Source organism: Pyruvatibacter mobilis (genome assembly GCF_012848855.1).
GTDB lineage: Bacteria > Pseudomonadota > Alphaproteobacteria > CGMCC-115125 > CGMCC-115125 > Pyruvatibacter > Pyruvatibacter mobilis.
Genome location: NZ_CP051630.1, coordinates 2,967,579 through 2,992,609, shown reverse-complemented (window position 1 = coordinate 2,992,609; position 25,031 = coordinate 2,967,579). Strand labels below are relative to the sequence as shown.

General features: G+C 65.7%; 32 protein-coding genes. 15 read left to right on the top strand and 17 right to left on the bottom strand.

Annotated features, from left to right (window positions below; translation table 11 throughout):
• Positions 1–64: 64 nt before the first annotated feature.
• Genes HG718_RS13940 through HG718_RS13930 form a run of 3 tightly spaced genes read right to left on the bottom strand, consistent with a single transcriptional unit; the run spans position 65 to position 1,771 of the window.
• Positions 65–859 (bottom strand): sulfite exporter TauE/SafE family protein, encoded by a 795-nt coding sequence (locus tag HG718_RS13940; RefSeq protein WP_160587205.1) that lies wholly within the window; start codon positions 857–859, stop codon positions 65–67.
• A gap of 6 nt (positions 860–865) precedes the next feature.
• Positions 866–1,390 (bottom strand): rhodanese family protein, encoded by a 525-nt coding sequence (locus HG718_RS13935; protein ID WP_160587204.1) that lies wholly within the window; start codon positions 1,388–1,390, stop codon positions 866–868.
• A gap of 33 nt (positions 1,391–1,423) precedes the next feature.
• Entirely contained in the window at positions 1,424–1,771 is a 348-nt protein-coding gene (locus tag HG718_RS13930; protein WP_244617637.1) for an ArsR/SmtB family transcription factor, read from the bottom strand.
• Positions 1,772–1,866: 95 nt separating this feature from the next.
• On the opposite strand from HG718_RS13930, the gene HG718_RS13925 reads away from it, so the two are divergent.
• Positions 1,867–2,769: an MBL fold metallo-hydrolase gene (locus HG718_RS13925; protein ID WP_160587203.1), complete on the top strand. Its 903-nt coding sequence runs from the start codon at positions 1,867–1,869 to the stop codon at positions 2,767–2,769.
• Here the strand turns inward: HG718_RS13925 and HG718_RS13920 are convergent, their stop codons facing one another.
• Positions 2,770–3,360, bottom strand: coding sequence for a DUF427 domain-containing protein (locus tag HG718_RS13920; protein ID WP_160587202.1), 591 nt, complete (start codon positions 3,358–3,360; stop codon positions 2,770–2,772). It abuts the gene before it with no gap.
• Positions 3,361–3,378: 18 nt separating this feature from the next.
• The gene (locus HG718_RS13915) at positions 3,379–4,176 is read right to left on the bottom strand and encodes an acyl-CoA thioesterase (RefSeq protein WP_160587201.1); all 798 of its coding nucleotides are present in this window, start codon (positions 4,174–4,176) and stop codon (positions 3,379–3,381) included.
• Positions 4,177–4,270: 94 nt separating this feature from the next.
• Here HG718_RS13915 and HG718_RS13910 point away from each other — a divergent pair, with 94 nt between their 5' ends.
• The 4 genes from HG718_RS13910 (at position 4,271) to HG718_RS13895 (ending at position 7,322) form a co-directional block, all read left to right on the top strand.
• Positions 4,271–5,491, top strand: coding sequence for a metal-dependent hydrolase family protein (locus HG718_RS13910; protein ID WP_160587200.1), 1,221 nt, complete (start codon positions 4,271–4,273; stop codon positions 5,489–5,491).
• 117 nt (positions 5,492–5,608) lie between these two features.
• Complete coding sequence (locus tag HG718_RS13905) at positions 5,609–6,223, top strand: TetR/AcrR family transcriptional regulator (RefSeq protein ID WP_160587199.1); 615 nt, start codon at positions 5,609–5,611, stop codon at positions 6,221–6,223.
• Between the two features lie 14 nt (positions 6,224–6,237).
• Complete coding sequence (locus HG718_RS13900; protein WP_036264256.1) at positions 6,238–6,444, top strand: hypothetical protein; 207 nt, start codon at positions 6,238–6,240, stop codon at positions 6,442–6,444.
• On the top strand, positions 6,441–7,322 hold the full coding sequence (locus HG718_RS13895) for a fatty acid desaturase (RefSeq protein WP_160587198.1): 882 nt from the start codon (positions 6,441–6,443) through the stop codon (positions 7,320–7,322). The genes HG718_RS13900 and HG718_RS13895 overlap by 4 nt, the downstream gene beginning before the upstream one ends.
• 12 nt (positions 7,323–7,334) lie before the next feature.
• Here the strand turns inward: HG718_RS13895 and HG718_RS13890 are convergent, their stop codons facing one another.
• The 3 genes from HG718_RS13890 to HG718_RS13880 form a co-directional block, all read right to left on the bottom strand.
• A complete protein-coding gene (locus HG718_RS13890; protein WP_160587197.1) occupies positions 7,335–7,805 on the bottom strand; it encodes a group III truncated hemoglobin in 471 nt (156 codons plus the stop codon).
• 64 nt (positions 7,806–7,869) lie between these two features.
• Positions 7,870–8,709: a class I SAM-dependent methyltransferase gene (locus HG718_RS13885; protein WP_160587196.1), complete on the bottom strand. Its 840-nt coding sequence runs from the start codon at positions 8,707–8,709 to the stop codon at positions 7,870–7,872.
• A gap of 36 nt (positions 8,710–8,745) precedes the next feature.
• The gene (locus tag HG718_RS13880; RefSeq protein WP_160587195.1) at positions 8,746–9,525 is read right to left on the bottom strand and encodes an SDR family NAD(P)-dependent oxidoreductase; all 780 of its coding nucleotides are present in this window, start codon (positions 9,523–9,525) and stop codon (positions 8,746–8,748) included.
• A 243-nt stretch (positions 9,526–9,768) separates the two neighbouring features.
• On the opposite strand from HG718_RS13880, the gene HG718_RS13875 reads away from it, so the two are divergent.
• Positions 9,769–10,632 carry a fatty acid desaturase family protein gene (locus HG718_RS13875; RefSeq protein WP_160587194.1) on the top strand — a complete coding sequence of 288 codons (864 nt, stop codon included), beginning with the start codon at positions 9,769–9,771 and terminating at the stop codon, positions 10,630–10,632.
• Between the two features lie 15 nt (positions 10,633–10,647).
• Here HG718_RS13875 and HG718_RS13870 read toward each other — a convergent pair whose 3' ends face one another.
• Positions 10,648–11,541, bottom strand: coding sequence for a LysR family transcriptional regulator (locus HG718_RS13870; RefSeq protein WP_160587193.1), 894 nt, complete (start codon positions 11,539–11,541; stop codon positions 10,648–10,650).
• A 140-nt stretch (positions 11,542–11,681) separates the two neighbouring features.
• Between HG718_RS13870 and HG718_RS13865 the strand changes: the two genes are divergently transcribed.
• From HG718_RS13865 to HG718_RS13855, 3 genes are all read left to right on the top strand, one after another.
• A complete protein-coding gene (locus tag HG718_RS13865; RefSeq protein ID WP_205345754.1) occupies positions 11,682–12,293 on the top strand; it encodes a glutathione S-transferase family protein in 612 nt (203 codons plus the stop codon).
• A gap of 86 nt (positions 12,294–12,379) precedes the next feature.
• On the top strand, positions 12,380–13,357 hold the full coding sequence (locus HG718_RS13860; RefSeq protein WP_160587191.1) for a pyridoxamine 5'-phosphate oxidase family protein: 978 nt from the start codon (positions 12,380–12,382) through the stop codon (positions 13,355–13,357).
• 84 nt (positions 13,358–13,441) lie between these two features.
• Positions 13,442–14,332 (top strand): mechanosensitive ion channel family protein, encoded by an 891-nt coding sequence (locus HG718_RS13855; protein WP_160587190.1) that lies wholly within the window; start codon positions 13,442–13,444, stop codon positions 14,330–14,332.
• Here the strand turns inward: HG718_RS13855 and HG718_RS13850 are convergent.
• From HG718_RS13850 to HG718_RS13830, 5 genes are all read right to left on the bottom strand, one after another.
• Positions 14,329–14,997, bottom strand: coding sequence for a crotonase/enoyl-CoA hydratase family protein (locus HG718_RS13850; RefSeq protein WP_160587189.1), 669 nt, complete (start codon positions 14,995–14,997; stop codon positions 14,329–14,331). The two genes, HG718_RS13855 and HG718_RS13850, sit on opposite strands and share 4 nt — an antisense overlap.
• 104 nt (positions 14,998–15,101) lie before the next feature.
• Positions 15,102–15,974: a glutathione-dependent disulfide-bond oxidoreductase gene (gene yghU, locus HG718_RS13845; RefSeq protein WP_027840734.1), complete on the bottom strand. Its 873-nt coding sequence runs from the start codon at positions 15,972–15,974 to the stop codon at positions 15,102–15,104.
• Positions 15,975–16,160: 186 nt separating this feature from the next.
• Complete coding sequence (locus HG718_RS13840) at positions 16,161–16,589, bottom strand: c-type cytochrome (RefSeq protein WP_160587188.1); 429 nt, start codon at positions 16,587–16,589, stop codon at positions 16,161–16,163.
• Between the two features lie 4 nt (positions 16,590–16,593).
• Positions 16,594–17,175, bottom strand: coding sequence for a ferritin-like domain-containing protein (locus HG718_RS13835; RefSeq protein WP_160587187.1), 582 nt, complete (start codon positions 17,173–17,175; stop codon positions 16,594–16,596).
• Positions 17,176–17,261: 86 nt separating this feature from the next.
• Complete coding sequence (locus HG718_RS13830) at positions 17,262–17,948, bottom strand: RNA polymerase sigma factor (protein ID WP_160587186.1); 687 nt, start codon at positions 17,946–17,948, stop codon at positions 17,262–17,264.
• 115 nt (positions 17,949–18,063) lie between these two features.
• Here HG718_RS13830 and HG718_RS13825 point away from each other — a divergent pair, with 115 nt between their 5' ends.
• The 6 genes from HG718_RS13825 (at position 18,064) to HG718_RS13800 (ending at position 22,746) form a co-directional block, all read left to right on the top strand.
• On the top strand, positions 18,064–18,642 hold the full coding sequence (locus HG718_RS13825) for a TetR/AcrR family transcriptional regulator (RefSeq protein WP_160587185.1): 579 nt from the start codon (positions 18,064–18,066) through the stop codon (positions 18,640–18,642).
• A complete protein-coding gene (locus HG718_RS13820) occupies positions 18,632–19,486 on the top strand; it encodes a sterol desaturase family protein (RefSeq protein ID WP_160587184.1) in 855 nt (284 codons plus the stop codon). The genes HG718_RS13825 and HG718_RS13820 overlap by 11 nt, the downstream gene beginning before the upstream one ends.
• Before the next feature lie 97 nt (positions 19,487–19,583).
• Entirely contained in the window at positions 19,584–19,964 is a 381-nt protein-coding gene (locus tag HG718_RS13815; protein ID WP_160587183.1) for a hypothetical protein, read from the top strand.
• 26 nt (positions 19,965–19,990) lie between these two features.
• Positions 19,991–20,935, top strand: a complete 945-nt coding sequence (locus HG718_RS13810; RefSeq protein ID WP_160587182.1) for an XdhC family protein — start codon at positions 19,991–19,993, stop codon at positions 20,933–20,935.
• The gene (locus HG718_RS13805) at positions 20,932–21,510 is read left to right on the top strand and encodes a nucleotidyltransferase family protein (RefSeq protein ID WP_160587181.1); all 579 of its coding nucleotides are present in this window, start codon (positions 20,932–20,934) and stop codon (positions 21,508–21,510) included. Before HG718_RS13810 ends, HG718_RS13805 begins: the two co-directional genes overlap by 4 nt.
• A gap of 39 nt (positions 21,511–21,549) precedes the next feature.
• On the top strand, positions 21,550–22,746 hold the full coding sequence (locus HG718_RS13800) for an FAD-dependent monooxygenase (RefSeq protein WP_160587180.1): 1,197 nt from the start codon (positions 21,550–21,552) through the stop codon (positions 22,744–22,746).
• 68 nt (positions 22,747–22,814) lie between these two features.
• Here the strand turns inward: HG718_RS13800 and HG718_RS13795 are convergent, their stop codons facing one another.
• Genes HG718_RS13795 through HG718_RS13785 form a run of 3 tightly spaced genes read right to left on the bottom strand, consistent with a single transcriptional unit; the run spans position 22,815 to position 24,944 of the window.
• Positions 22,815–23,258, bottom strand: coding sequence for a PaaI family thioesterase (locus HG718_RS13795; RefSeq protein WP_027840743.1), 444 nt, complete (start codon positions 23,256–23,258; stop codon positions 22,815–22,817).
• A gap of 28 nt (positions 23,259–23,286) precedes the next feature.
• Positions 23,287–23,898 (bottom strand): glutathione S-transferase family protein, encoded by a 612-nt coding sequence (locus HG718_RS13790; RefSeq protein WP_160587179.1) that lies wholly within the window; start codon positions 23,896–23,898, stop codon positions 23,287–23,289.
• Positions 23,895–24,944, bottom strand: coding sequence for an alcohol dehydrogenase catalytic domain-containing protein (locus HG718_RS13785; RefSeq protein WP_160587178.1), 1,050 nt, complete (start codon positions 24,942–24,944; stop codon positions 23,895–23,897). Before HG718_RS13785 ends, HG718_RS13790 begins: the two co-directional genes overlap by 4 nt.
• Between the last annotated feature and the right edge of the window lie 87 nt (positions 24,945–25,031).

Sequence of the window (25,031 nt, the reverse complement as noted above, 5' to 3'; positions counted from 1 at the left end):
CCCTACCGGCAGCCCCCGACCCCCGGCTCGAGTACAGCCGGGGGTTTTTATGTGCGGAACGACGTTAAATCCCCGTCCAGGCCAGGTAGGCCCCGACACCGATGACCAGGGCCGCGAACACATAGGTCAGCAGCCCATGCCGTGCGGCGGCAGCGCTTGATGCCTTCTGCCCGATCACCCCGCCGGCCACACCGCCCAGGATCATCGCCGCAGCCACCGGCCAGTTGACCAGCGACGACACCGCGTAATTCGCAGCCGTCGTGGCGCCGAAGGCCAGCACCGCCACCAGCGATGTTCCCACCGCCATGCGCAGCGGCATCCGCGTCGCCGCCATCAGCCCCGGCGCGATCAGGAAGCCGCCGCCGATGCCGAAGAACCCGGCCGCCCCGCCTGCCAGAAATCCGAATGGCACGAGCCGCGGCAGCAACTCACCGGCCGAGGACCGCGTCAGCCTTACGTCCGGCCGGTCCTCACCGGCCCGGGGCACCAGCGTCCAGACCCCGATCAGCATCATCGCTACCCCGAAGGCCGCAATCAGCGTCGCCCCGTCCACCGCCTTGCCGAGGCTCGACCCGCCGACCGCACCCAGCACACCGGCGGCACTGAACACCATGGCGCAGGGCCACTTCACCGTGCCTGCCCGCGCATGGGCGGCAAGGCCTGTCAGCGCATTGACCGCCACCCCCACCGCCGCCGTGCCGATGGCCACATGCGGGCTTTCGACACCGACGACATAAAGCAGCAGCGGCACGGCGAGGATCGATCCGCCACCGCCCACAAGCCCTAGCACGAACCCCACAAGGGCCCCGGCCCCAAGGGCGAGGCCGAGCATGGCGGGATCGGCCAGCAGCGCGTCCATGCGCCGCTATCCCAGCAGGGACGGCTGGCGGTTCCACGGCATCAGCGCCAGCAGCTTCGCCATGCCGCACCAGCCCGTGGCACCGGCAAAGAACAGCCCCGCGCCCACGAAAGCCGACAGCGCGAAGAATTCCGGCGCGACGGCGACCCCAAGCACCACCCCGGCTAGCACCAGCCCGCCGGCCGTCATCTGCACCTGGCGCATGATTTCGATCGGTGCCTTTGGTGTGCGCTGGGTTTCAAAGCCCGCCTTCTTCCAGGCCTCAATGCCGCCCGCCAGCACATAGGCCGTACCGCCTGCGGCACCCGCCAGTTGCGGGGCATGCGCGGCCGTCCGCGCGCCCGAGCGGCAATGGAAGATAATCTCGCTGCCTTCCGCATCGAGATCCTGTGGCACCCGTGCCGCCGGCACGCAGGCAGCGCCCGCGATCCGCTCGCGCAGATGTTCGTCGCGCTCGCGCACATCAACGAGGCGCGCCCCGCCGGCAATGCGCAGCTTGGCGTCTTCAGGCGTCAGGGGATGAAGGCTCATGTCAGATACTCCGTACAGGGAGGGGTTAGGGCGTCAGGAGGTCCGGTCACCACAGAACATGTCGTGGAGCAGGTGGACGAGCCGCGCCACGCGGTCATCCGAGATGCGGTAGAGCACCGATTGCGCTTCCCGCCGGGTCGCCACCATCCCCTCGTCCCGCAACAGGGCGAGATGCTGGGACAGGGCGGATTGCGACAGCCCCACATCGGCTGCCAGCGCCCCCACGGGCGCTTCCCCCACCTCGATCAGCCGGCACAGGACAAGCAGGCGTTTTTCATTCGACACCGTCTTGATGAAGGCCGCCGCCTCCGCGGCCTTGGCCGCCATGTCCTGCGCCGCGTCGCCGATATCCGGGCGGCGCATTGTCTTTGCCTGGCTCATCGCATCCTCATAAATTAGATATTGCTAATTTAGTGATAACTAATATATGAGTCAAGCAGCAACCGCATCGCCCTCACATCCGGAGGCACATCCCCATGACGCAAATACCGGACACGCCCCGCCCCGATGTCGAAGCCTTCTTCGACCCGGTCACCAACACGGTCAGCTATCTGGTCAGCGAGCCGGGCCCCGCAGGCACCCGCCGCGCCGCAGCCATCATCGACCCGGTGCTGGACTACGACCACGCCAGCGGCCGCTACCACACGACAAGCGCTGACGCCCTGCTGGACGCCGCCCGCGCGCGCAATCTCGACATCACCTGGATTCTCGAAACCCATGCCCATGCAGACCACCTGTCGGCCGCGCCCTATCTGAAGGACAGGACCGGGGCCCGCGTCGGCATCGGTGAACACATCACCGATGTGCAGACCATCTTCGCCCCAATCTTCGATGCACCCGATGTGAGCCGCACCGGGGCCGAGTTCGACCACCTGTTCACCGACGGCGAGACATTCAACATCGGGGCCCTTGAAGCATCCGTCATCCACACGCCGGGCCACACCCCGGCCTGCGTCTCCTATCTGATCGGCGACGCCGTCTTCGTCGGTGACACGCTGTTCATGCCGGACTACGGCACCGCCCGTGCAGATTTCCCCGGCGGCGACGCACACGCGCTCTACCGCTCAATCCGGCGGCTGCTTGCCCTCCCCGGCGACACGCGCATCTTCGTCTGCCACGATTACCTGCCTGACACGGGCCGCACGGACCATGCCTGGCAGACCACCGTCGACGCCCAGCGCGCGGGCAACATCCATGTGCATGAGGGTGTCGCGGAAGAGTCGTTCGTTGACATGCGCACGGCCCGCGACAGGGGCCTGCCCGCACCGAAGCTTCTTCTGCCGTCCGTGCAGGTCAATATCCGCGCCGGGCACCTGCCGCCGGAGAGTGCCAACGGCACCACCTATCTCAAGATACCGGTACGGCCCGCAGGTGCGTGATCACCAGCCTTCCGTACCCGGATCACCCTTGATTGGCCCCTTGATGGCATCCGTCACCCAGCCTGCGTAATAACCGCCCGGCTGCGGCCGGACCTGCTCGTCGCCGACGAAACACGCGTCCACCCGCGCCGGATAGAACGCGATCCACCCGGCAATCCGCCCATAGCCCTGTCCCAGATCATCCAGCGGGTCCGGATAGGCGAAGGCTGCATCCGCCACCCGCGCGCCCGGCATCACCAAGTCAAAGTGAACCGCCGCCCCCTTCCACTCACACACCGTCACATGGTCATTGGGCACAAGCAGGTCCATCCGCACATCCTCTGGCGGCAGCAGATAAACCGGCGCCCCCGCCGTCTCTACCATCCGTAAGGCGCGATCACTCGACGCAATCTCGCAGCCCCCATGCACCACCCGCACCCGCCCCGGCGCCGGGCGCAGCTCCGGCGGCCGCGGATAATCCCAGACGGATTCGTCCCCCGGCCCCGCAGGCTCGATTCGTGCCGGACGCTGTGCTCTGTCCCACGCAGCCCGCGACGGCCCCACCTGCGCCAGAAGCCAGTTCTTGTCCGGCAGGGGTGGCAAGTCGCTCATCGGGCATGCTCCTTCGGGTTACGGGTAGACGGCCACCGTCTGTTCGCTCAGCGCGGCCACCTCGCCTTCCGGCGTCCATAGCGTCGTCGTGTGATGGCCATAGCCGCCGCGCAGATAGGTGAGGCGCGCATGGATCATCCACCACCCGCTCTCATCCACAGGCCCCTTGGGCTCCAGCAGCGACACGGACCACGCCGTGGTGCTTGATTTAGCGGGCCCGGGCATCAGGGCCAGGGCGGGCGGGGCAATGGCGTCAGAAAACATCACGCTCAGCGCCTCGACGCCGATCTGCCCGTCCTTCGCCCGCAGCCAGTTGACGCTTTCGGTTTCCGTGGAGCCTGAAAACGGCACCCCGCCGCTCACCTTGCGGAAGTCGAAATGCTGCACGAAGGTCGGCATCAGCCCCTCGATAAAGGGCACAGGCTCGATCGTCTCCGGCCCCGGCGCGTCCGGCCGCACCGGCGGCGGCAGCCGGTCCTCGACATCAAGCGGCAGCCCGAAGATCGCCCGCGTGGTCGCCACCCGCTTGCCCTCCTGGAACCCGATGGCCCGCATCTGCGTGAGATTGCGCCCGTCCCGCTCAAGCGACGGCTCGAATGTCAGCGGCCCCGGCACCGCAGGCCTGAGAAACGTCGTCTGCAACGCACGCAGCCGCCGTGAGCCGTCCACCAGGTGCCGCGAGGTCAGAAGCCCCAGCGCCGCCACAAGGCCGCCAAAGGCTGCACGCCCCTGCAGCCAGTCATCGGTGATGGTGAAAGTAGCGGCGTCGCCCTCGCGGGTGACGGTGGAGGTCAGGGCTTCGAGACTTGTTGGCATGTGTGTCTTCAACTAGAGAAAGAAGGGTGCGGACAATCGCGTTCCCCAAAGCGGTAATCCGCCTTGCCGCCACAATCAAGCGAGCGCCGCTCCCATGAAGACCCTGATCCGCAACGGCCACGTCCTCGATACCGCGACCATGACCATGGGCGGCGAGACCAACCTGCTGATCGAGGACGGCAGGATCGCAAGGCTGGATGCGGACGCGGCAACCGACGCCGACCTTGTGATCGACGCTGACGGCCAGTTCGTGCTGCCCGGCCTGATCGACGCCCATGTGCATTTCCGCCTCGCCACGCTGGATTTCAGCCGCCTCGCCGTCTGGACCGAGGTGGAGTACGGCATCGCCATGGCCCGGCTGGCGCGCGAAACCCTGGCCCGCGGCTTTACCACCGTGCGTGACATCGGCGGCGATGTGCGCGGCCTTATGCGGGCCATCCGCACCGGCGCCATTCCCGGCCCGCGCATCTTCCATGCAGGCCGCATGCTGTCGCAGACAGGCGGCCATGCCGACGCCGAAGGCGGCCCGCGCGACGTGCCCACCTGCGCCTGCGAGATGCGCCACACCGCCTTCGGCATCGTCGCCGACGGCGCGGAAGCCGTCCGCAAGGCCGCCCGCCACAATCTCCGCGACGGCGTGGACTTCCTCAAGATCCACGTCTCAGGCGGCGTCGCCACCCCGTCAGACCCGCTGGATTCCGTGCAATACACGGCCGCTGAAATCGCCGCCGCGGTGGAAGAGGCCGCCCACCGCCGTACCTATGTGGCCGCCCACGCCTATATCCCTGAATCCATCTCCATGGCGGTCGCCAACGGCGTCCACTCTATCGAGCACGGCAACATGCTCGATAGTGACAGCGCCGCCGACATGGCCCGCGCCGGTGCGGTGCTGGTGCCCACCCTCGTCACCTATGTGGCCATGCAGGAGGTGGGCAAGCAGCTTGGCCTGCCGCAGACCAATATCGACAAGAACCGCCTTGTCACCGAGGCCGGCATCGCCTCGCTTGAAACCGCGAAGGCCGCTGGCGTCACCATGGGTTTCGGCACCGACCTGATCGGTGAGACCCAGCCCATGCAGAACCGCGAGTTCCTAATCCGCGCCGAAGCGCAGAGCCCGGCAGAGATCCTCCACGCCATGTATGTGGTCAATGCTCGGCTGATGCGCCTTGAGGGTGAGATCGGCGTCATCGCCCCGGGCGCCGCCGGTGACATTGTCATCGCCCACAGCAACCCGCTCGACGACATCAGCGTCCTCGGCGACCCCGCCGCCAATTTCTCCCACATTCTCCAGGCCGGCCGGCCCGTCGCCCGCTAGGCAGCCCCGCAGCCCCTCCGCACATCCCACCCGGCCCATGCGGACCTCACACATGTAGGCATTGACAACATCGCGTCCGCGTTCCATGTTGTCAGCGTCAACATATCGTGAGGCCCCATGTCCTATCACCACGGCAATCTCCGCAAGCAGATCCTCGCCCGCGCGGCGGAAGTCATCGCCCGCGAAGGGATCGAGAAGCTGAGCCTGCGCGCCATTGCCCGGGATCTGGGCGTCTCCCATTCAGCGCCTGCCCGCCATTTCAAGGACAAGACGGCCATCATCGAGGCGCTTGCGACCGAGAGCTTCTCCCTCTTGGTCGCCGCGCTGGACGCGGCAACCGAGGCCGCGGGAGCCGACCCCATGAGCCGCTACAACGCCATCGGCAAGGCGCTGGTCGGCTTCGCGCTCGAGCATCCGGCCTACTACCGCGCCATGAGCCATCCGGAAGTCCGCACCCGGACAAATGCGGCCCTGATGAAAGCCCACACTGACTACATGACCCGCCTGCTGCAGGCAGCCCGCGAGGCCCAGGCCGCCGGATGGCTTCAAGGCCATTCGCCTGAGACCGCGGTCCTGTTCTCCACAGCCGCAGCCCAGGGCGTGGCACAAATTCTGGCCGACCCCTTTGACGGACGCCTGTTCGCCGGCCGCACCCCAAAGGAAATCGGCGATGAAGTGATCGACATCGTCATCGCCCCCCAAAGCCCCGCCCCCGTCAAGACGCGGGCCTGACACTGGAGGAAACCATGCCAACGGCCATCCAGAGTACACTGAAAGCACTCTTTGCCATCGGCCCCATCCTGTTCGGCATCGCCTTTATGGCCCCGGTCCTGGCCGAGCTGATGGTGGCCGCGGACATCACCCGGCCCTTCGGCTTGGCACCCATCACCCTCGGCCTCGCCATTGGCGGCGCGTGGGGCACCTACGCCGTTCTGAAAGGGAGCTGGCTATGAGCACGACCCTCACCCGTGAACGCGACATCGAGCTGCGCAAGCTCGAGTTCGAGATCGCCAAGAAATATATCGGCGGCACGCCCTGGCGCATCGTCGCCTGGGGCCTCGGCAATTTCGCCGTCTGGGTCGCCCTCTGGCCGCTGGTGATCACAGGCATGCTGCCGCTCTGGGCCGGCTTCCTGCTTGCCACCCTGTCGATCACCCTGTCCTACCTGCCGTCCCACGAAGCCCAGCACAGCAACATCGCCCGCCCCGGCAGCAGGCTGCGCTGGCTCAACGAGCTTGTCGGCCACGTCTCCACCATTCACCTGGTGTTCCCCTACAAGGTCGGTCGCCTCACCCACCTTGAGCACCACGCCCACACCAACAATCCCGAGCTCGACCCGGATTACAGCGTCACCGCCGAGACATGGTGGAAGTCGGTTCTCAATTCCGTCCGTAGCCGGATCAACCGCGACAAGGTGGGCGGCAACGCCGCCTATGGCAAGGCGGTGGACCGCATCGGCGGCAAGGCCGCGTCCGACGCCAAGCTCGAGGCCCTGGCCCTCAACCTGTTCTACTGGGGCTTTCTCGCCGTCATGGCATGGAGCGGCTACGCGCTGGAGGCACTGCTCCTGTGGTGGCTGCCGCGCCATATCGGCCTTACCTATATCCAGCTCCTGCTGAGCTGGGCCCCGCACCACCCCGGCGACAAGACCGGCCGCTACAAGGACACCCGCGCCTTCAAGTACTTCCTCGGCAATTACGGCGCACTGGGGATGGAGTATCACATCATCCACCACCTGCACCCGTCGATCCCGCTGCACAAGAACATGCCCGCCTATCGCGAGATGAAGCCCATCCTCGAAGAGCGCGGCTGCGACCTGGGCGGGCTCTGACCCTTACACCGTCTACTGCCGGGCGGCGGGGGCTTTCTCCCCAAGCCCCGGCAGGCCGAACATCGCCAGCTGCAGGCTCTGGGCAATGCGCTCCGCCCGCTCCATGAAATAGGCGACCGTCAGCGGCGACGGGGAAATCTCCTCGAGCACCTCCCGGAACAGCCCCAGCCACACCGCGAAATGCTCCTTGCGGATGGTCTTGTGCTTAAGATGCGCCGGCACCGGGCGGCCGGAATAGCGCCCGGCGTTATATGCAACCGACGCCCAGAAATCCTTCATGGTCGCCAGGTGCGGATCCCAGTCTGAAATCGCGTTGTTGAAGATCGGCCCCAGCGTCGCGTCCTCACGGATGCGGCCATAAAAGGTCTCGACCAGCCGGTCGACGAACGCGTCGTCGATCCCCAGCTGCCTGGCCTTGGCTTCAATATCCGCCCGGCGCTCTGCAGCGCTGCGGATATGGGTTTCGGGCACGGGTCTGGTCATATGTGGGCCTCCTTTCCCGGCGCGGCAGCACCGGTCACATTGGCAGGCCCCCACCATGCACCCGTCAGGCGTCGGCGGAAACGATCCAGATTGCCGCATCCAGACGTACCGCCCCGTCAATGATCTTGGCCTCCAGTGCCTCGGTCAGATCATGCAGCACGGCGGCCTTCTGCGCCTCGCTCGCCTCTGCCAGCGCCCGCGAAATCGGGCCGCGCAGCATCAGCCCCTCAGCCCCGTCCCGCGCCGTCTCGCCCTGGTTGAGCTTGGCCGCAAACGGGCTGGCCTTGGCATTCCGCCAGCCTGCCTCCGTCAGCAGGCCCAGCGTCCGCTCAATGTCGGCAAAGGCAAACGGCCCCGGCGCATAGGGGTCCGGCGGCGGTGGGAATTCCACGTGCTTCTTGGCAATGCCGAGACCCACATGCACCCACTCATTCTCCCGCACCGGCTGCCAGCAGGCGAACACCATCCGCCCGCCCGGCCGCACATGCGCGCGGATATTTCCAAAGGCGGTCACAGGGTTCTCGAAGAACATCACCCCGAAGCGGGAGATCACGAGATCAACAGGCTCACCCAGCGCGTCGGACTGCGCGTCCCCGACGCTGAAGCGCGCCTGGGACAGACCGGCTGCCGCCGCCCGCGCCTTGGCCAGTTCCAGCATCGGCACGGAAATATCCACCCCGTGCACGGCACCGTCAGCACCGACAGCTTCTGCCGCCCGCAGCGATGTCTCACCGGTCCCGCAGCCGATATCGAGGACGTGCTCTCCGGCTTGGGGCGCGGCATGCACCATCAATTCATCCGAGAACGGAGCAAGAAAGCGGTCCATCTCCTCCTGGCCGGAGACCCATGTCTCGCCGCCCTGCCCGTTCCAGAACGTCTTCTGATCTTCATTGATGGCCGTCACAACGCGCCCCCCTTGTCACCTCAGGCCGAACACGCCTCAGCGCGCGCCCTGCCCGTCATCCACCGTAATCACCGTGCCGGTCACGCATTCAGAGGACGGCGACAGCAGAAACAGAAGCGTTGAATCCATCTGTTCCGCCGTGCAGATCCGCTTGCGCGGGAACCGTTCGGAGAAATCCCCCATCCGCTCCAGCATGCCTTCCAGCATCTCGGTCATGAAGGCCCCCGGCGCGATGCCGTTCACATTGATGTGGTAGCGCGCCCACTCCACCGCAAGCGCTTCGGACATCCGCGCAATCGCCCGCTTGGTGATCGAGTAAAGCGCAGCCCCATGCCCGTCATAGCGATAGGCCGCCACCGACGCGATATTGATGATCCGGCCCGGCTTCTTTTCCGCAATCAACCGCTTGGCCACTTCAGCCGCCAGGATGTAGGGCCCGCGCAGATTGGTGTCGATCACCCGGTCGATGAGATCGACCTCCATCTTGTGCGCCCGCTGCGCGTCCGGGACGCCCGCATTGTTGATGAGGATATCGACGGTGCCGAACTCAGCTTCCGCATCCGCAACCACCTTCTTGATGGCATCCGCGTCGGTCATGTCCAGGGGCAGCGCGATCGCCGTTCCGCCCAGGCCTTCGATCTCCGCCTTCACCTCTTCCAGCCGTTCCACCCGGCGCCCGGTGAGCACCACCTTGGCGCCGCACTGGGCCAGTACCTGCGCAAAGCGGCGGCCAAGTCCTGACGTCGTGCCGGTGACAAGCGCCACCCGGCCCGTCAGGTCGGTTGAAAACTGCGGCGGCTGAATGCTGTCGGTCATCGTGAAGTCTCCCTGGAATGCGTGCGGGTCTTGAGCCCGGCTGTTGTGTTCCCCTTGTCCTTAGCGGCCCCAAGCCCCCGTCGGCAAACGGAAATGGCCATGACACGGCCTGTATCGCGTAGTAAAACTCCGTACAATAATTTGATCCCGACGCCCCGCGCGCCAGATATCCTTCCAGGCGCTACGTCACCCCGCCCGCCGGGGCATCAGGAAGAAATCGAGCCGGGATTTTGGGAGGCACTCATGCTGCCGGAACATCGCGCGCATTCACACGACATGGCCGCAACGGCCACCGCCATGATCCGCGGTATCGTCTGGCAGACGGTTGCCCTGTCGCTCGGCTGCGCGGCAATCATCATCGCCGTCATGACCCTGGGCGCGCTCGGGCTCATGCCGCTCTGGGCCGTCGCCCTCGTCAATTTCATCTGCGTCTATCTCAGCTACACGGCCCTGCACGAGGCGGTGCACCAGAACATCAGCGGCACCCGGCAGGATCTCGCCTGGATCAACAAGGCCATCGGCATGCTGTCGGCCTTCTTCCTCAGCCATTCCTATGAGATGCACCGCACGATCCATCTCACCCACCACCGCAACACCAATGACCCCGCCCACGACCCGGACCACTGGGTAAAGGGCAGCAACATCGTCACCACGCTTTTGCGCTGTCTCAGCATCTTCCACGGCTATTTCATCTATTGCCGCCGCCACTGGGACGACAAGCGCATGCGCCGCGCCTATTGGGTCGGCCTGCGCGATACGCTGATCTCAACGGCAGCGCTCATCGCGGTCGCCGTGTTCGTCGACTGGAAGCTCGCCCTGTTCGGCTATGCGATCCCCGCAGCACTTGCCGCCATGGCCTTGGGCTTCCTGTTCGATTATGTGGTCCACACCCCGCATAAGGCCCGCGCCCGGTTTGAAAACACCCGTGTCATCGTGCTCCCCGGCGCGCTCGATACGCTGGTGACCTGGGCCTACATGCAGCAGAACTATCACGGCGTGCACCACGCCTTCCCGCGCATCCCCTTCATCCGCTACCGCGAATTCTACCGCGCCACGGAGCCGGACATCACCACAGCCGGCCTGCCCTCAGCCCGCCCCTTGGGCTGATCCGGTCTTCAGGGCCTAAGCCGCGCCTTCCCGGCAATGCTCGATCAGATGCTCCACGAAGGCCCGCACCTTGCCTGACAGGTGACGGCTGTGCGGATAGGCGGCATAGATCGCCCGCTCATAGCCATTGTATTCAGCCAGCACCTCCACAAGGCGGCCCGCCTTCAGGTCCTCGCGGATGCTGGACCACAAACACAGCCCGATGCCCATCCCCTGGCGCACCAGCGTTGCCACGCCCCGCGCCGTGTTGATCCGCACCCGCGACGGCACGGTCACTCGCTTCACCTCCCCCTCAACGCGAAACTGCCATTGCGCCGTCGGGCTGATCGCCGGCAGTACGATACAGGTATGGTTCACGAGATCATCCGGGTGCTGAGGAAGTCCCGCTTTTTCGAGATAGGCCGGTGACGCGCAGATCTTGTAGGGAAAATCCGTGATCTTGCGGATGATCAGGCTCGAGTCAGGCATGTCATCCACCCGCACCGCCACATCATATCCCTCACCGATGATGTCCACCCGCCGCTCATCCAGCGTGATCTCCACCGTGATGTCCGGATAGCGCGCGAGGAACGAGGCCAGTGCCGGCGTCAGCACGTCCTCGCCGAATGCCCGCGGCGCCGCCACGCGCAACACCCCGCGCGGCGCCCCATGGCGGCTGCGCACCATGTCATGGGCTTCGTCCACCTCCGCCACCAGCGCCGCGCAGCGCTCCCGGTAGGCCGCGCCGATCTCCGTCAGCCCCACATGCCGCGTGGTGCGGTTGAGCAGGCGGACGCCGAGCTGCTCCTCCAACTGCCCCACCTTCTTGCTCGCCAGCGCCTTGGACATGCCCAGCCGCCGCGCCGCACCGGAAAAGCTGCCCTCTTCCGCTACCGCCGCGAACACCCGCATGGCTTCCAGCGTATCCATGGTGTCCCTGCCTCACTGTCAACGAAATGAGGACAGTCTTTCGCAAAACATCCGGATTATCAACGCGCGGACCATGCGCCATTTTCTCCCCACACGCCGCCCACCCTGGCTTCCCGGCGTGCCCAGGAGAGAATTCCATGATCAAGCTGTACCGCCACGAACTGTCCGGCCACGCCCACCGCGTCGAGCTGTTCCTGTCCCTACTCGGCCTCGACCACGAGCTGGTGGATGTCGATCTCGTCAACGGCGAGCACAAGCAGGAGGCGTTCCGCGCGCTCAACCCCTTCGGCCAGGTGCCGGTGATCGACGATGACGGCACCATCGTGTCGGATTCAAACGCGATCCTCGTCTACCTCGCCAAGAAATACGGCACCGCCACCTGGCTACCTGAAGACGCCGAGGGCGCCGCCCGCGTCACCCGCTGGCTGTCCGTCGCCGCAGGTCCTGTTGCCTTCGGCCCCGCGACCGCCCGTCTCATCACCATCTTCGGCGCTCCCTTGGATGCCGAGCGCGCCAAGACCATCGCCTATGGCCTGTTCGACGTGATGGAACAGGAACTCGCCGGCCGCGACTGGCTGGCCGGTACCGCCGCCACCATCGCTGACATTGCGGGCTACAGCTACATCGCCCACGCGCCCGAGGGCGATGTCTCCCTTGAGCCCTATCCGCATATCCGCGCCTGGCTCAAGCGGATCGAAGGCCTTGATGGCTTCGTGCCGATGAAGGCGACCAAGGTGGCGCTGGCTGCGTAACGGCCACCGCCAGCCGACGGCGGGTCCGGAAAGCTCCATCCCCCATCCTTTCCGGGCCCGTCACCCCCTCTCAAGGAGACACAACCATGGCCGTGATCACCGAAGGCCCCGCGCCGTTCCACGAAGGCGAGATCGAAATCCAGCGCCGCGTCGGCGTCGCCGACAAGATGGCGGTCATCGGCCGCAACTTCATCCGCGATCACATGCCCGATCAGCATCGGGAGTTCTTCGAAAGCCTCCCCTTCATGGTGCTCGGCACCCAGGACGCGGGCGGCCAGCCCTGGGCCACCATTCTGGCGGGCGGCGCGGGCTTTGTCACAAGCCCCGACGACACCCACCTCACGCTTTCAGCCGCCCTGCCCTCGGCTGACCCGGCCCTCGCCGCCCTGCATGCCGGTGCCCCGGTCGGCGGCCTCGGCATTGAGCTCGACACTCGCCGCCGCAACCGCTTCACCGCCCACGTGGAACGTCAGACACGGTCAGCGCTCGAACTGAAGATCGACCTGTCCTTCGGCAACTGCCCGCAATTCATCCAGACCCGCGAAGTGATAGAGACCCGCGACCCGAAAGCACCTCATGCCGAAACGCCGGACACCTTCACCCGCTTCGATGAAAAAATCCGTACCCTGATTGAAAAGGCTGACACGTTCTTCATTGCGTCCGCTACCGAGAGCCGCGAGCCGGGCAAACCCGAAAGCGGCGTCGATGTCTCCCATCGCGGCGGCGCGGCCGGTTTCATCAAGGTCGAGGATGACCGCACCTTCCTGGTGCCTGACTATGCAGGCAATTTCTTCTTCAACACCCTCGGCAATCTGCTGGTGAACCCGCGCGCCGGCATCCTGTTTCCCGATTTCGACACCGGCGGTCTCGTCCACCTCGCCGGCACGGTCGAGATCATCTGGAGCGGTGCGGAGGTGGATCAGCTCCCCGGTGCCCAGCGCGCCTGGCGTTTCACCCTGGATCACGGCATCACCCGCCCCGATGCCCTGCCCATGCGCTTTGCCTTCGGTGAATTCTCTCCCCGCTCGCTCAAGACCGGCACCTGGCACCAGCACCCGGCCTGATCTCGGGCGCCCGGAGACAGCGGCACGGGAACAATCGCCAACGCCCGCGGTTTCCCTCCTTGGGGACGCTGCGGGCGCAAGACAATGGACGACATTCAGCCGATCGAGATCATTCTCACCAATCTGACCGACATGCTCCGGGGACTGATCGCGCTCCTGCCGCAGATCGGCCTGGCCGTGGTGATCCTCATCATCACCTGGGCCGTCTCGAAACTCGCAAGCTCGCTGGTTCACCGGCTCCTGCCGCAGAACCGCATGCGCGCCTCGCTCGTCGAACTGATGAGCAACCTTCTCAGCATCGGCATCTGGCTCGGCGGCATCGTCATCGCCGCCATTGTCGTCTTCCCCACCATCACCCCCGGCGACATGATCGCAGCGCTGGGCATCGGCTCGCTCGCCATCGGTTTTGCGTTCAAGGATGTGTTCGAGAATTTCATGGCGGGCATCCTCATCCTCTACCGCCGCCCCATGCGCATCGGCGACTACATCGAGTGCGACGGCGTGGAAGGCAAGGTGGAGAAAATCTCGATCCGCGACACCCATGTGCGCCGCACCGATGGTCAGCTGGTGGTGATGCCCAACGGCATGCTGTTCCGCAACCCGGTGGAAATCCGCACCGACCGCGACATCCGCCGCGTCACCATCACGGCCGGCGTTGCCTATGACGAGGATGTGGATACCTCGCGCGACGTGATCAGCGACGCCGTGAAGGGCTGCGACACCGTGCGCGGCGATCAGCCGGTACAGATTTTCGCCCAGGCCTTCGGTGCCTCCAGCATCGACTTTGAAGTCACTTGGTGGACCGGCTCGACGCCGCTGGATGTGCGCCGCTCGCGCGACGAAGTGGTGGCCGCCGTCAAGCGTGCGCTGGACGAGGCGGGGATCGAAATCCCCTTCCCCTACCGCACGCTCACCTTCAAGGAACCGCTGCCCCTCGCCCGTGCGGGGGCAACGGGCTCCGGCGACGGCAACTAGCCCGCGAGGCTCGCCTCGATCGCGGCCAGCGTCTCTGCCCGCAGCAGCTTCTTGTTACCCGCATAGGCCTGGCCGGGCAGCTGCGCCAGCTGGGCCGCCACGCCGGTCGCCGTCTCGACCACCTTCTCCGGTGCCACCACCTGATCCAGGTAGCCGACAGTGGTTGCGGCCACCGGGTCATACATCTTGGCCTGGATCACCGCCTCGGTAAGATATTGCGGGTTCAGCCGAGCCTTCGGCAACTCGATGCCGAACTGCGGCAGCACCATGTTGTTGATCGTCTCATTCGCGCCAATGGCGAACTCGCCCGCCGCACCGATACGGGTGTCACACCCCAGCAGCAGGAAAACGCCCATGGCAATCGCATGTCCGGTGCAGGCCGCCACCACCGGCAGCTTGTTGCCGTAAAGCCGCGCCGCAAAAGCCCCGCCCCGCATCACAAGCGTCTTCACCTCGTCAGGCGACGCGCCCTGCATGAGCTTGAGGTCGAACCCGGCCGAGAAAAGCCCTGGCTTGCCCGCAAGCACGATCGCCTTGGCCTCGGCTTCCGCCTTGTCCATGGCTGCTTCCAGCGCATCGAGCAGGGTGGGGTTCACGGCGTTGGCCTTGCCGTCATTCATGGTGATGACGGCAACATCGCCGTCCATCTCAAGCGAAACGCTCATCTGAAGTCTCCCGGTTGTCCAGTGCCCCCAACGAATAAGGGGCCACGGCGATGAACGCCAGTGGCCCCTTTGCGCAATCCGTTTTGCAGGATCAGTCGCGCCGCCTATTCCGCAGCGGCAATCTTGTCCTGGGTCTTGGTATCGAAATCGCTGGCGTCATGACGCTCATGCAGCTGCATGGCCGGATCACCAAACACGCGGTTGACCATGCGGCCCCGCTGCACAGCGGGCCGCGCACCCACCAGATCCATCCACCGCTTCACGTTCTTGTAGGTGTGCGTCTCGAGGAATTCCGCCGCGTCATAGGCCGCATTGGCCACCACCGCGCCGTACCACGGCCAGATAGCAATATCGGCGATGGTGTATTCGTCACCCGCCATGTATTCACGCTCGGCGAGGTTGCGGTCGAGCACATCCAGCTGGCGCTTCACTTCCATGGCAAAACGGTCGATCGCATATTCGATCTTGATCGGCGCATAGGCATAGAAGTGACCAAACCCGCCACCGAGATAGGGCGCGCTGCCCATCTGCCAGAACAGCCAGTTCAGCGTTTCGGTCCGCGCCGCCGGGTCCGTCGGCAGGAACTCACCGAACTTCTCAGCCAGATAGAGAAGGATCGAGCCGGATTCAAACACCCGCGTCGGCGGCGTGGTGCTGTGATCCATCATCGCCGGAATCTTCGAGTTCGGATTGGCGGAGACAAAGCCCGACGAGAATTGGTCACCCTCGCCGATATTCACCAGCCACGCATCATACTCGGCGCCCGCATGGCCCTTCGCCAGAAGCTCTTCCAGCATCACCGTCACCTTCACACCATTGGGCGTGCCCAGGGAATAAAGCTGGATCGGATGCTTGCCGACCTGCAGGTCCTTGTCATGGGTCGGCCCGGCGATCGGCCGGTTGATACTGGCAAAACGGCCGCCGTTTTCCTTGTTCCACGTCCAGACTTTCGGAGGGGTGTATTCGGTGTCGCTCATCGTGGCGCTCCTCTTTCGCTCTCAGCGCCGTGCTTCGGGCACCCTCGGGCAGCCCCGCGCCGATGTTTCGCCCTACAAGGTGGCACCGCCCCCCCGCCGTTTCAACATTCAGGATCAGGGCAGCCCGGTCCGAAACCGCACTACACGGGATTGTGAGAAAGGGCGCGCTCAGCCAACAGGAGCGCCTCAGCGCCCCGCCACGCTCAGGGAGCGCAGAAAGGCAATCAGCGCCCGCCGCCTATCCGGGTCCGGGACGCTGACCCCCATGGAGGTACCCGGCGCCATGGCTGCTGGCGCCGCAAGCCAGCGATCAAGGGTTTCCTCGTCCCACACGACATCGAGCGACTGCAATGCAGGCGTGTAGGAAAACCCGTCTACCGATCCCGCCCGGCTGCCGAACACCTCCCGGTGCGCGGGACCGATGCGGTTGGCATCCGGTGCATGGCATGCCGCACACAATGCCTCATACAGCGCCTCACCCTCTGCCACCTGCGCGGCATCGCTGGTGACAGGCTCCGCTGCAAGTGCAGGCACCGTCGCAAGAACAGCACCTGCACCCAGCACAGCCCGCAGAACCCGCTTAATCGTCCTTCGAGATGAAATATGCCGGTTCATGAGATCAGCCGAAGATCAGCGCGTCAGCGGGCAGCGGCTCACCCAGCGCGTTGGCAAGAATAGCCGCATGGAAGGCTTCATCCCCTGCCATCTGCGCTGCAACCTTGTGATAGTCCGCACCAAGGCTCGGGATCAGGCTCAGATAGGCATTGGCCGCCCCCCGCTCCAGTTTGAGCGCAAGACGCAGCACGTCTTCCTGTGTGGCCAGCCCGCCCGCTCCCAGCTGTTCCGCATAGGCATCAAGAGACTCTTCCGCAACCGGCTCGCCACCAAGGTCACGTACGGCCGACACAAGGATGTCCCGATGCCCCTTGTGATGGCCCTGGAAGGTTAGCCCGATCTCGACGACCGCCGGATCAAGCAGTCCGCTGGTGGCACCGATCTGGTAGGCAGCGATGCCCTCATGCTCGAGCGCAATCGCAGCATTCAGTATACTGACGTCCTGCGCCACCGACGCATCATCCGCTGCATAGGCTGCCGTAGAAAACCCATTGAGCGCCATGGCCGCCCCGGCCAGGGTCATTGTCTTGCCCGCACCTGTCAGCACGGAGCGCCTGGTGGAAGAATGCGTTTTGATGGTCGGCATCTGAGAATCTCCAGTCTCTTGTTGAATGATTTGTACGTCGCACTGCACTCAGGCCCTGACCCGGGCCCTTGAGCCGAAGCCCGTTGCTAGAGCTCAAGCGCCGCAAGCACCCGCGCGGTCATGCGCTCGCAATCCGCCCCGGCGAAGGGCAGCGTTTCCTGGAACAGGCCGCCAATCTCCGGCAGCAGAATCCTGCGCAGCTGCCGCCGCGCCCGTGACAAGCGGGTCTTCACCACGTCCTCGCTGACCCCCAGCACCTCGGCGGTCTCCCGCACGCTCATGCCCTCGATGTCCCGCAGCACCACCACGCTGCTATAGTCATCCGCGAGCTGAGCAATGGCGCTCTTCAGGCTGTCGGCAAGCTGTTTGCGCATCAGCGCATCCTCCGGGGTCGCATCGGCCGGGCTATGCCGCCGCCGATAGGCATCGAGCACCGCCACGTCCTGCTCCAGCAGGTCCGTGCGCCGGCGCTCCTTCCTGCGGCCCCGGTCCACGGCCGCGTTGAGAACAATCCGCACCAGCCATGTCGACAGGCTCGACTGGCCGGCAAATCCATCAAGCCCGCGAAAGGCCTTCAGATAGGCTTCCTGCACCACCTCCTCGGCATCCGCCTGGTCGCGCAGCACGCTCCACGCCGTGCGGAAGAGCCGCTGGTTGTAGCGCGTGGTGATCTCCCGCACCGCCCGGGCATCGCGCAGCGCGGCACGCGCCACCAGCCCCGCATCATCCAGGGCGGCATAGTCGATGGGGTGTGCGGCAGTCGGCCCAGGCATGGCAGGTCTCCTTTGCCCTATTGGACGCCGGTGCCGGGAAAAGGTGACACCATCGGGTTTGCCCGGCCACAGTCGACAGTTGACAAACATACCTCAAATGAGACATATATGTCTCATGACCATACCCAAACGGCTTCCCGCCCGGCAGGCCATCGCAGAAGCGGGCTTCGAACTCCTGAGCCGCAATCCCGGCGCCTCGCTCAGCGAGATTGCCGAGCACGCCGGCGTCGGCCGCGCCACCCTGCACCGGCATTTCGCCAGCCGCGAGGACTTGCTGATCGCGCTGGCGCACCAGGCCATCGCCGAAATGGACCACGCCGCCGAGGTCGCCTGCCATGGTGCCCCCAGCCACACGGACGCGCTCAAGCGGTGCATGGAGGCACTGGTGCCCCTCGGCGACCGCCACAGCTTTCTCGCCCATATACCGCTGGACGATGACCCCGCCATCACCGCCGCCTTCGAACGCCAGGCAGGCGAGACCCGCGACCTTGTCGATGCGGCCAGGCAGGAAGGCACCTTTGCCGCGACAGTCCCCACCGCATGGATCGTCCAGGCCTTCGACCACCTTCTTTATGCCGGATGGGAATCCGTCCGCAGCGGCGAAACCACTCCCGCCCAGGCCGCCGCGCTGGCATGGCGGACCCTGACCCACGGGCTCGGCACCACAAGGGATGCAGACGGCAATGACCTATGAACAGGTGGAACGTCTCGCCACATCTGTCGACGAAGTGTTCTTCATCTTCGGCGCCGCCATCCTCGCCATCGAGATCATCAAGGGCGTCCTGACCCGCCGGATGACCGGGCGCACTTTACTCGACATGCTGGCCAGCATCTCCACGCAACTGCCCTTCCTCGCCGTCGAGACAGTCCTGCTGGTCACCGGCTATGTCGCCTATGAGGTCATCAGCGAAACATACATCACCTGGGCGCTGCCAATATCCGCAGCCACCCTCGTGCTTGGTGTCGTCCTCGCGGACTTCACCTATTACTGGGAACACCGGCTCGCCCATGAAGTACGGCTTCTATGGACACAGCACGCCGTGCACCATTCCTCCCGCCACATGAACATCGTCACCGGCGTGCGCTTCGGCCCGGCCGAGGGCGTGTGGAGCTTCATCTGCCACATCCCGCTGCTGCTCACCGGCCTGCCTGCGGAAGTCATCTTTTTCGGCATACTGACGGTCCAGGCCTACCAGACCTGGATCCATACGGAGCTTGTCGGCAGGCTCGGCCCCCTCGACGGCATCCTCAACACCCCGTCCAACCACCGCGTCCATCACGGCTGCGACGATCTTTACCTCGACAAGAACTATGGCGGCATCCTGATCATCTGGGACCGCATCTTCGGCACCTATCAGCGTGAGGAGCATACGCCCCGCTATGGACTTGTAAGAGACTTCGACAGCGTCAATCCGCTCAGGGTATGGGTCTCGGAACTGCCCGCCCTGATGCGCGACATCACATCCGCACGGACGGCAGCGGACCTCCGGGCAAGCCTGTTCGGACGCCCCGGCACAAAACACACCACCGGCGGCTGATCCGCCCCTCGCCCCCGCACGCCTGCGGTCCCATATGGCCAACCGGCACAGGCACTCTTAAGCTGCGCCAAACAATTGCCAGACCGAGGGGAAACACATGCTCTGGATTGCCCGTATCACCGTCACGCTCGCCCTGCTCTTTTCGCTGCTGATGGGTGTGCAGACCTTCTTCATGCCCGAGCAGGCTGCGCTTGCCCTTGGATTCGGCACCGACCTGACCGATATGGGATGGAACACCTTCCGGGGAGATATCGGCGCCTTCTTCCTGGCCGCCGCCATCTTCACGGCCCTCGGCCTTTTCGCCGGCCGCCCCTCCGCTCTTTACGGCGCGGCCCTGCTCTACGGGCTGGCTCTCACCGGGCGGGTTCTGGGCATTATCATGGCCGGCGCACCGGAAGGCATCGCCACGCCGCTTGTCGTTGAAGCCGTGATGGTGGTGATCCTCGTCTTCGGCGCGCGGACACTGGCGCGCGCCTGAACAACCGCAAAAAGGCCGCCCGCCCCGTGTCGAGTTACAGCCACGCCGAAGACGTCCTGGGTTTCGCCCGCACCCGCCTCGCGGCAGGCGAGGCCTGCGCCCTGGCCGTGGTCAGCCACACCCAGGGCGGCGGCCTGCGCTGGCCCGGCGCCATGATGGCCGTCACGCGCGACGGCACGGCAGCGGGCTACGTCTCCAATGGCTGTGTGGACGCGGATGTCATCGGACACGCCCTCGCCGCCATCGAAACCGGCAAGGCCGCCTATCTCGTCTATGGCGCAGGCTCGCCCTTCATGGATATCCGCCTGCCCTGCGGCGGGCAGATGGATGTGCTGGTCGCGCCCCTCACCGATCCGGACGCGGTGGCCCGTACCCATGACGCCCTCACCGCCCGCACCGAAACCGGCCTGACCATAACCCGCGACGGCACGTTTACAGCGGGGCCCGTTCCCGCTGACCGCACCACCTCATGGGATGGTGACAAATTGAGCCTGCACCTGACCCCGAAGCTGGCCCTGCGCGTCGCCGGCCGGGGCGAGGAAGCCATCGCCCTGGCCCGCCTCGCAGCCGCCGGTGACTTTGACACCACCCTTCAGTCGCCCGACGAGCATACCCTCGCCCGCGCCCGGGCCGAGGGGCTTACGGCGATCAGCCTCACCACGGCGCAATCCCTGCCCGGCCTGACCGATGATCCGTGGACGGCATTTGCCCTGCTGTTCCATGACCAGGACTGGGAAATCCCGCTCCTGCTGCAGACCTTCGACGGCCCCGCCTTCTGGATCGGGGCCGTTGGCAGCCGGCGCACCCACCAGCTGCGCTGCGAGGCCCTGACCGCAAACGGTGCCCGGCGCGATCAGATCGCCCGCCTGCAAGGCCCCATCGGCCTCATCCCGCGCACCCGCGACGCCTCGATGCTTGCCGTGTCCACCCTGGCGGAGATCGCCTCCGCCTATAAGGACCTGACGGCGTGACACCCGCGCGCCTGGGCGTCCTGATCCTCGCAGCCGGTGCCTCCCGCCGTTTCGGCCCGGACGACAAGCTCCTGCATGAGGTCGGGGGCCTGCCGCTGGCCGCCCATAGCGCCCGCCTCGCAGCCGCGCTGAACGCAGCGGCCACCCTCGCCATCATTCCCGAACACGCACCGGCCCGCGCATCCCTGTTCAGCGACAACGGCATAGATACCCAGATCAATCCGCATGCGGATCAGGGGCAAGGCTCATCGCTGGCCCACGGCATCAGGCACCTGTCGGACACCCGCGTCGAGGCAGCGCTCATTCTGCTGGCCGATATGCCCCATGTGCCCCTGTCTCACCTGACGTCCATGCTGGCCCGCCTGACTGAAGGCGTCGACGCCGTGGCAAGCACGGCCGGAGCCACGCCGCTGCCGCCCATGCTGTTCCGCCGCACCGCCTTCCCGCACCTTGCCCGGCTGGAGGGAGACCAGGGCGGCAAACGCGTCTTTCTCGACCTGCCGCACACGGCAACAGTCCCGCTCACCCCCCGCCAGGCCATCGACATCGACACAAGGGATGATATGTCGGAGTAGTCTGCGGTGCGGATCGCGAAGAGGGAGCACGAAGACCAGATGCCAGAAGCGCTCATTGCCGGTGGCGGCATTGGCGGGCTGACAGCAGCCCTGTGCCTGCGCGCCCATGGCTGGGACGTCACCGTGCTGGAAAAGGCGCCTGACCTCGCCGAAGTCGGGGCGGGCCTGCAGCTCAGCCCCAACGCCATGAAGGTGTTCGAGGCCCTGGGTCTGGACGGGACGCTGGCCGCAACGGGGTTTACGCCGGACGGCATCGAGATCCGCATGGGCGAAAGCGGCATGCGCCTTCTCCACGCGCCACTGGGCAAAACCGCGGTGGACCGGTGGGGCTCCCCCTATCTCCATATCCACCGCGCCGACCTGTTGGATTGTCTCGCCCAGCAGCTCGACAGCCGCGCCCCCGGTGCACTCCGCCTCGGCACGGCTGTTACACGCTACGGGCAGGACGGCGCGGGCGTGACGGCAGTGCTTGAAACCGGGGAGACACTCAGCGGCGATGTCCTTATCGGTGCCGACGGCATTCACTCCGCCATCCGCACCTGCATGCTCGGGCCGGACAAACCCGCCTTCACCGGCAACGTCGCCTGGCGCGCCGTGGTGCCGGTTGACCGGCTTGGTGCGGACACCCCCCCGCCCGTCGCCTGTGCCTGGATGGGACGCGGCAAGCACGCCGTCACCTATCGCCTGCGCGGCGGTGCGCTGGCCAATCTCGTGGCCGTCGTGGAGCGGGACGACTGGACAACCGAAAGCTGGACCGAAGCCGGCACGCGCGAGGAGGCCCTGGCCGACTTCACCGGCTGGCACCCCATCATTACCCGGCTGATCGAGGAAGCCGACGGCCTGTTCCGCTGGGCCCTGTTCGACCGCCCGCCCCTCACCACCTGGACCGATGGCCGCGTGGCCCTGATGGGCGATGCCGCCCACCCCATGCTGCCTTTCATGGCCCAGGGTGCGGCCATGGCCATCGAAGACGCCTGGGCCCTGGCGGCCTGCCTCTCTGGCGACACTGACGTGCCCGGCGCCCTCACGGCCTATCAGGCAAGGCGCCAAGCCCGCGCCACCGCCGTCCAGGCCGGCTCCCGCGCCAACGCGAAAACCTTCCACCAGCGCACTGCCCTCGGCAGGCTCAAGACCTACGGCCCCATGTGGCTCGCCGGCCGTATCGCCCCCTCCATTGGCCTTATGCGCCAGGACTGGGTCTACGGCTACGACGTCGTCGCAGACACCCGACCCTGACACCGCCCCGGCTTCTGCGTCCCGGGCAGCAGAGCACCGACGAACGGGCTTTGCGGGATCGTTCCGGCCTACGACGGGGTGATGATCCGGCACGTGGCCGACGCATGGGCGAAGATCTTTCCGTCCATATCCGTCAGCGTCGCCTCCGAGATGGCAAGCGACCGCGTCCGGTCGATGACCTCGCCCACCGCCCGCATCTGCTGCTCGAAAGGAACCGGCCGGATCATCTTGACGTTGAGATCGACCGTCCCGAAACCCACGCCCGCAGGCAGCAGCGTGTGAACCGCGCAGCCCGTTGCCGAATCCAGGACGGTTGCCGCAAATCCTCCGTGTACGGATCCAAGCGGGTTCGTATGGCGGGCGTCGGCGGTGGCGAGAAACACCACCCGCCCCTCATCCGCTTCGATGATCTTCATGGGAATGACGCTGGCAATGCCCTGGTCACCCATATTGCCCGGCAGGCTCACGCCCAGCCGCATCAGGTCAAGGCCGCTCATTTCAGCCAGGTTCATGGTCCATCTCCTGTTGGTGTGATGTTGGTCAGAGTGTTGGTGCTGTTGATTGCATCGATGGCCGGGCGGCAAAGCTGTCGAACCACGCCGCCAGCGCAGCCTGCCCGCGGCGCCATGCAATCTCTTCAAAGCGCAGGTCGAGATAGCCAAGCGCCGAGGCAACGGAGAGCTCCCCGATGGTGGGAGCGGGCGCGAAATCCGCCACGGCCCGCGCCATCGCGTCCACGGCGGAAGTGAGGCGTGCCGTCTGGCGCACGACCCACGGATCATCGCCGGACCCGTTGCCCCGGAATACAGCCTCATAGCGGAGGGCGACGGCTGTCTCCATTGCCCCGTCCGCCAGGGCCTGAAGGGCCAGGGCACGCCATCGCGCCTCGCCGTCTGCAGGAAACAGGCTGCCCTGCCACACCGCATCAAGGTATTCGCAGATCACCGGTGAGTCGTAGAGCGCCGCCTGCCCCGGCCGTACCAGCACCGGGATTTTGCCCAGCGGCGCCTGCGCGCTGGCGGCTGCATTCGCTGCAAGCGGGCTGACCGCCCCAACGTCTCGCAGGGCAATGTCCTGCCCAGCACCCAGCTCCGCGATGCACAGTCGGCATTTGCGGGCGAACGGGGACGCCTCCGTGTAGAGCAGGATCAAGACGCAGGCTCCGCACGCAGGCTTTCATCGAACAGCAGGATCGGCTTGTGGCTCTGCTCGAGGAGACGGTCCGGGGCGTCATCCAGGGTGAAGATTTCTGACTCGACAACGCGCGGATCAATCGTGCCCGCCTCCAGTTCCGAGATCACCTCGGGCAGATAGAGCCGTGTGGCACAGAAGGACGAGCGGAAGGTCACGCCGGAGAAGTGCATCTGGAACAGCGGAAACGGCACGTCCTCCAGATAGATGACGACATTCTCGACAACAGCCCCATGCGCGGCCGCCAGCAGGCAGAACCGCAGTGCCTCGGCCCCCTGGCGCTCATTGACGATCACATTGTAGACCGGCGGCACCTCCAGCCCCTCTTCCCACTGCAGCGTCGTCGCGCCAATCTTCTTGGCCACCGCCATGCGCGTCGGGTCGTCATCCACATAAAGGACTTCGACCGCGCCCGCCGCCAGCGCCCATTGCGCCGCATAAAGCCCGTAGCCCGCATTGCTGGTGATCAGCACCCGCGCCTCCGGCGTCTTGCGGATATGCGGCACCGTCGCCTGCCATGCATCGGTCAGCGTGTCACCGGCCGCCACCGCCGCCAGCGGGTCAATCGTATCGGGAACCTTCACCAGCGCATGCGACGCAAACGGCACCCGGAACGCTTCGCTGAACATGCCGCCAAACCCATAGGCATCCGGCGTGCCATAGGCAGGCAGCAGCGGAAACGGCGCGTCTTCCTGCTCGCAATGCAGAGGGTCGTGGTTTTTGCAGGACCGGCAGCTGCCGCAGGTCCGGTGATTGGGGATCGACACCACGTCGCCGATTGCAAGCCCGGTCACAGCGTCACCCATGTCAATGACCCGGCCCACCGCCTCATGGCCGAGTGCGAAAGGCGGCTCCATGGGCGTCACCCCCTTGATCACCATGTTGTCGACCACGCAGGCCGTCGCCGCAATTGTCTGCACAACGGCCTCATGGTCCGCCTGCGGCCGCGGCATCGGCATGTCCCGCCACCCAAGCCGGTTCACGTCTTCAAAAAACAAGCTGCGCATAAGGCCCTCCATGGACGCCCCGAAGGCATCGCGGTACGGTGCTCGACAAGGCGACTTGTAAATCGCAAGCGAGTCACTTTAAAAACA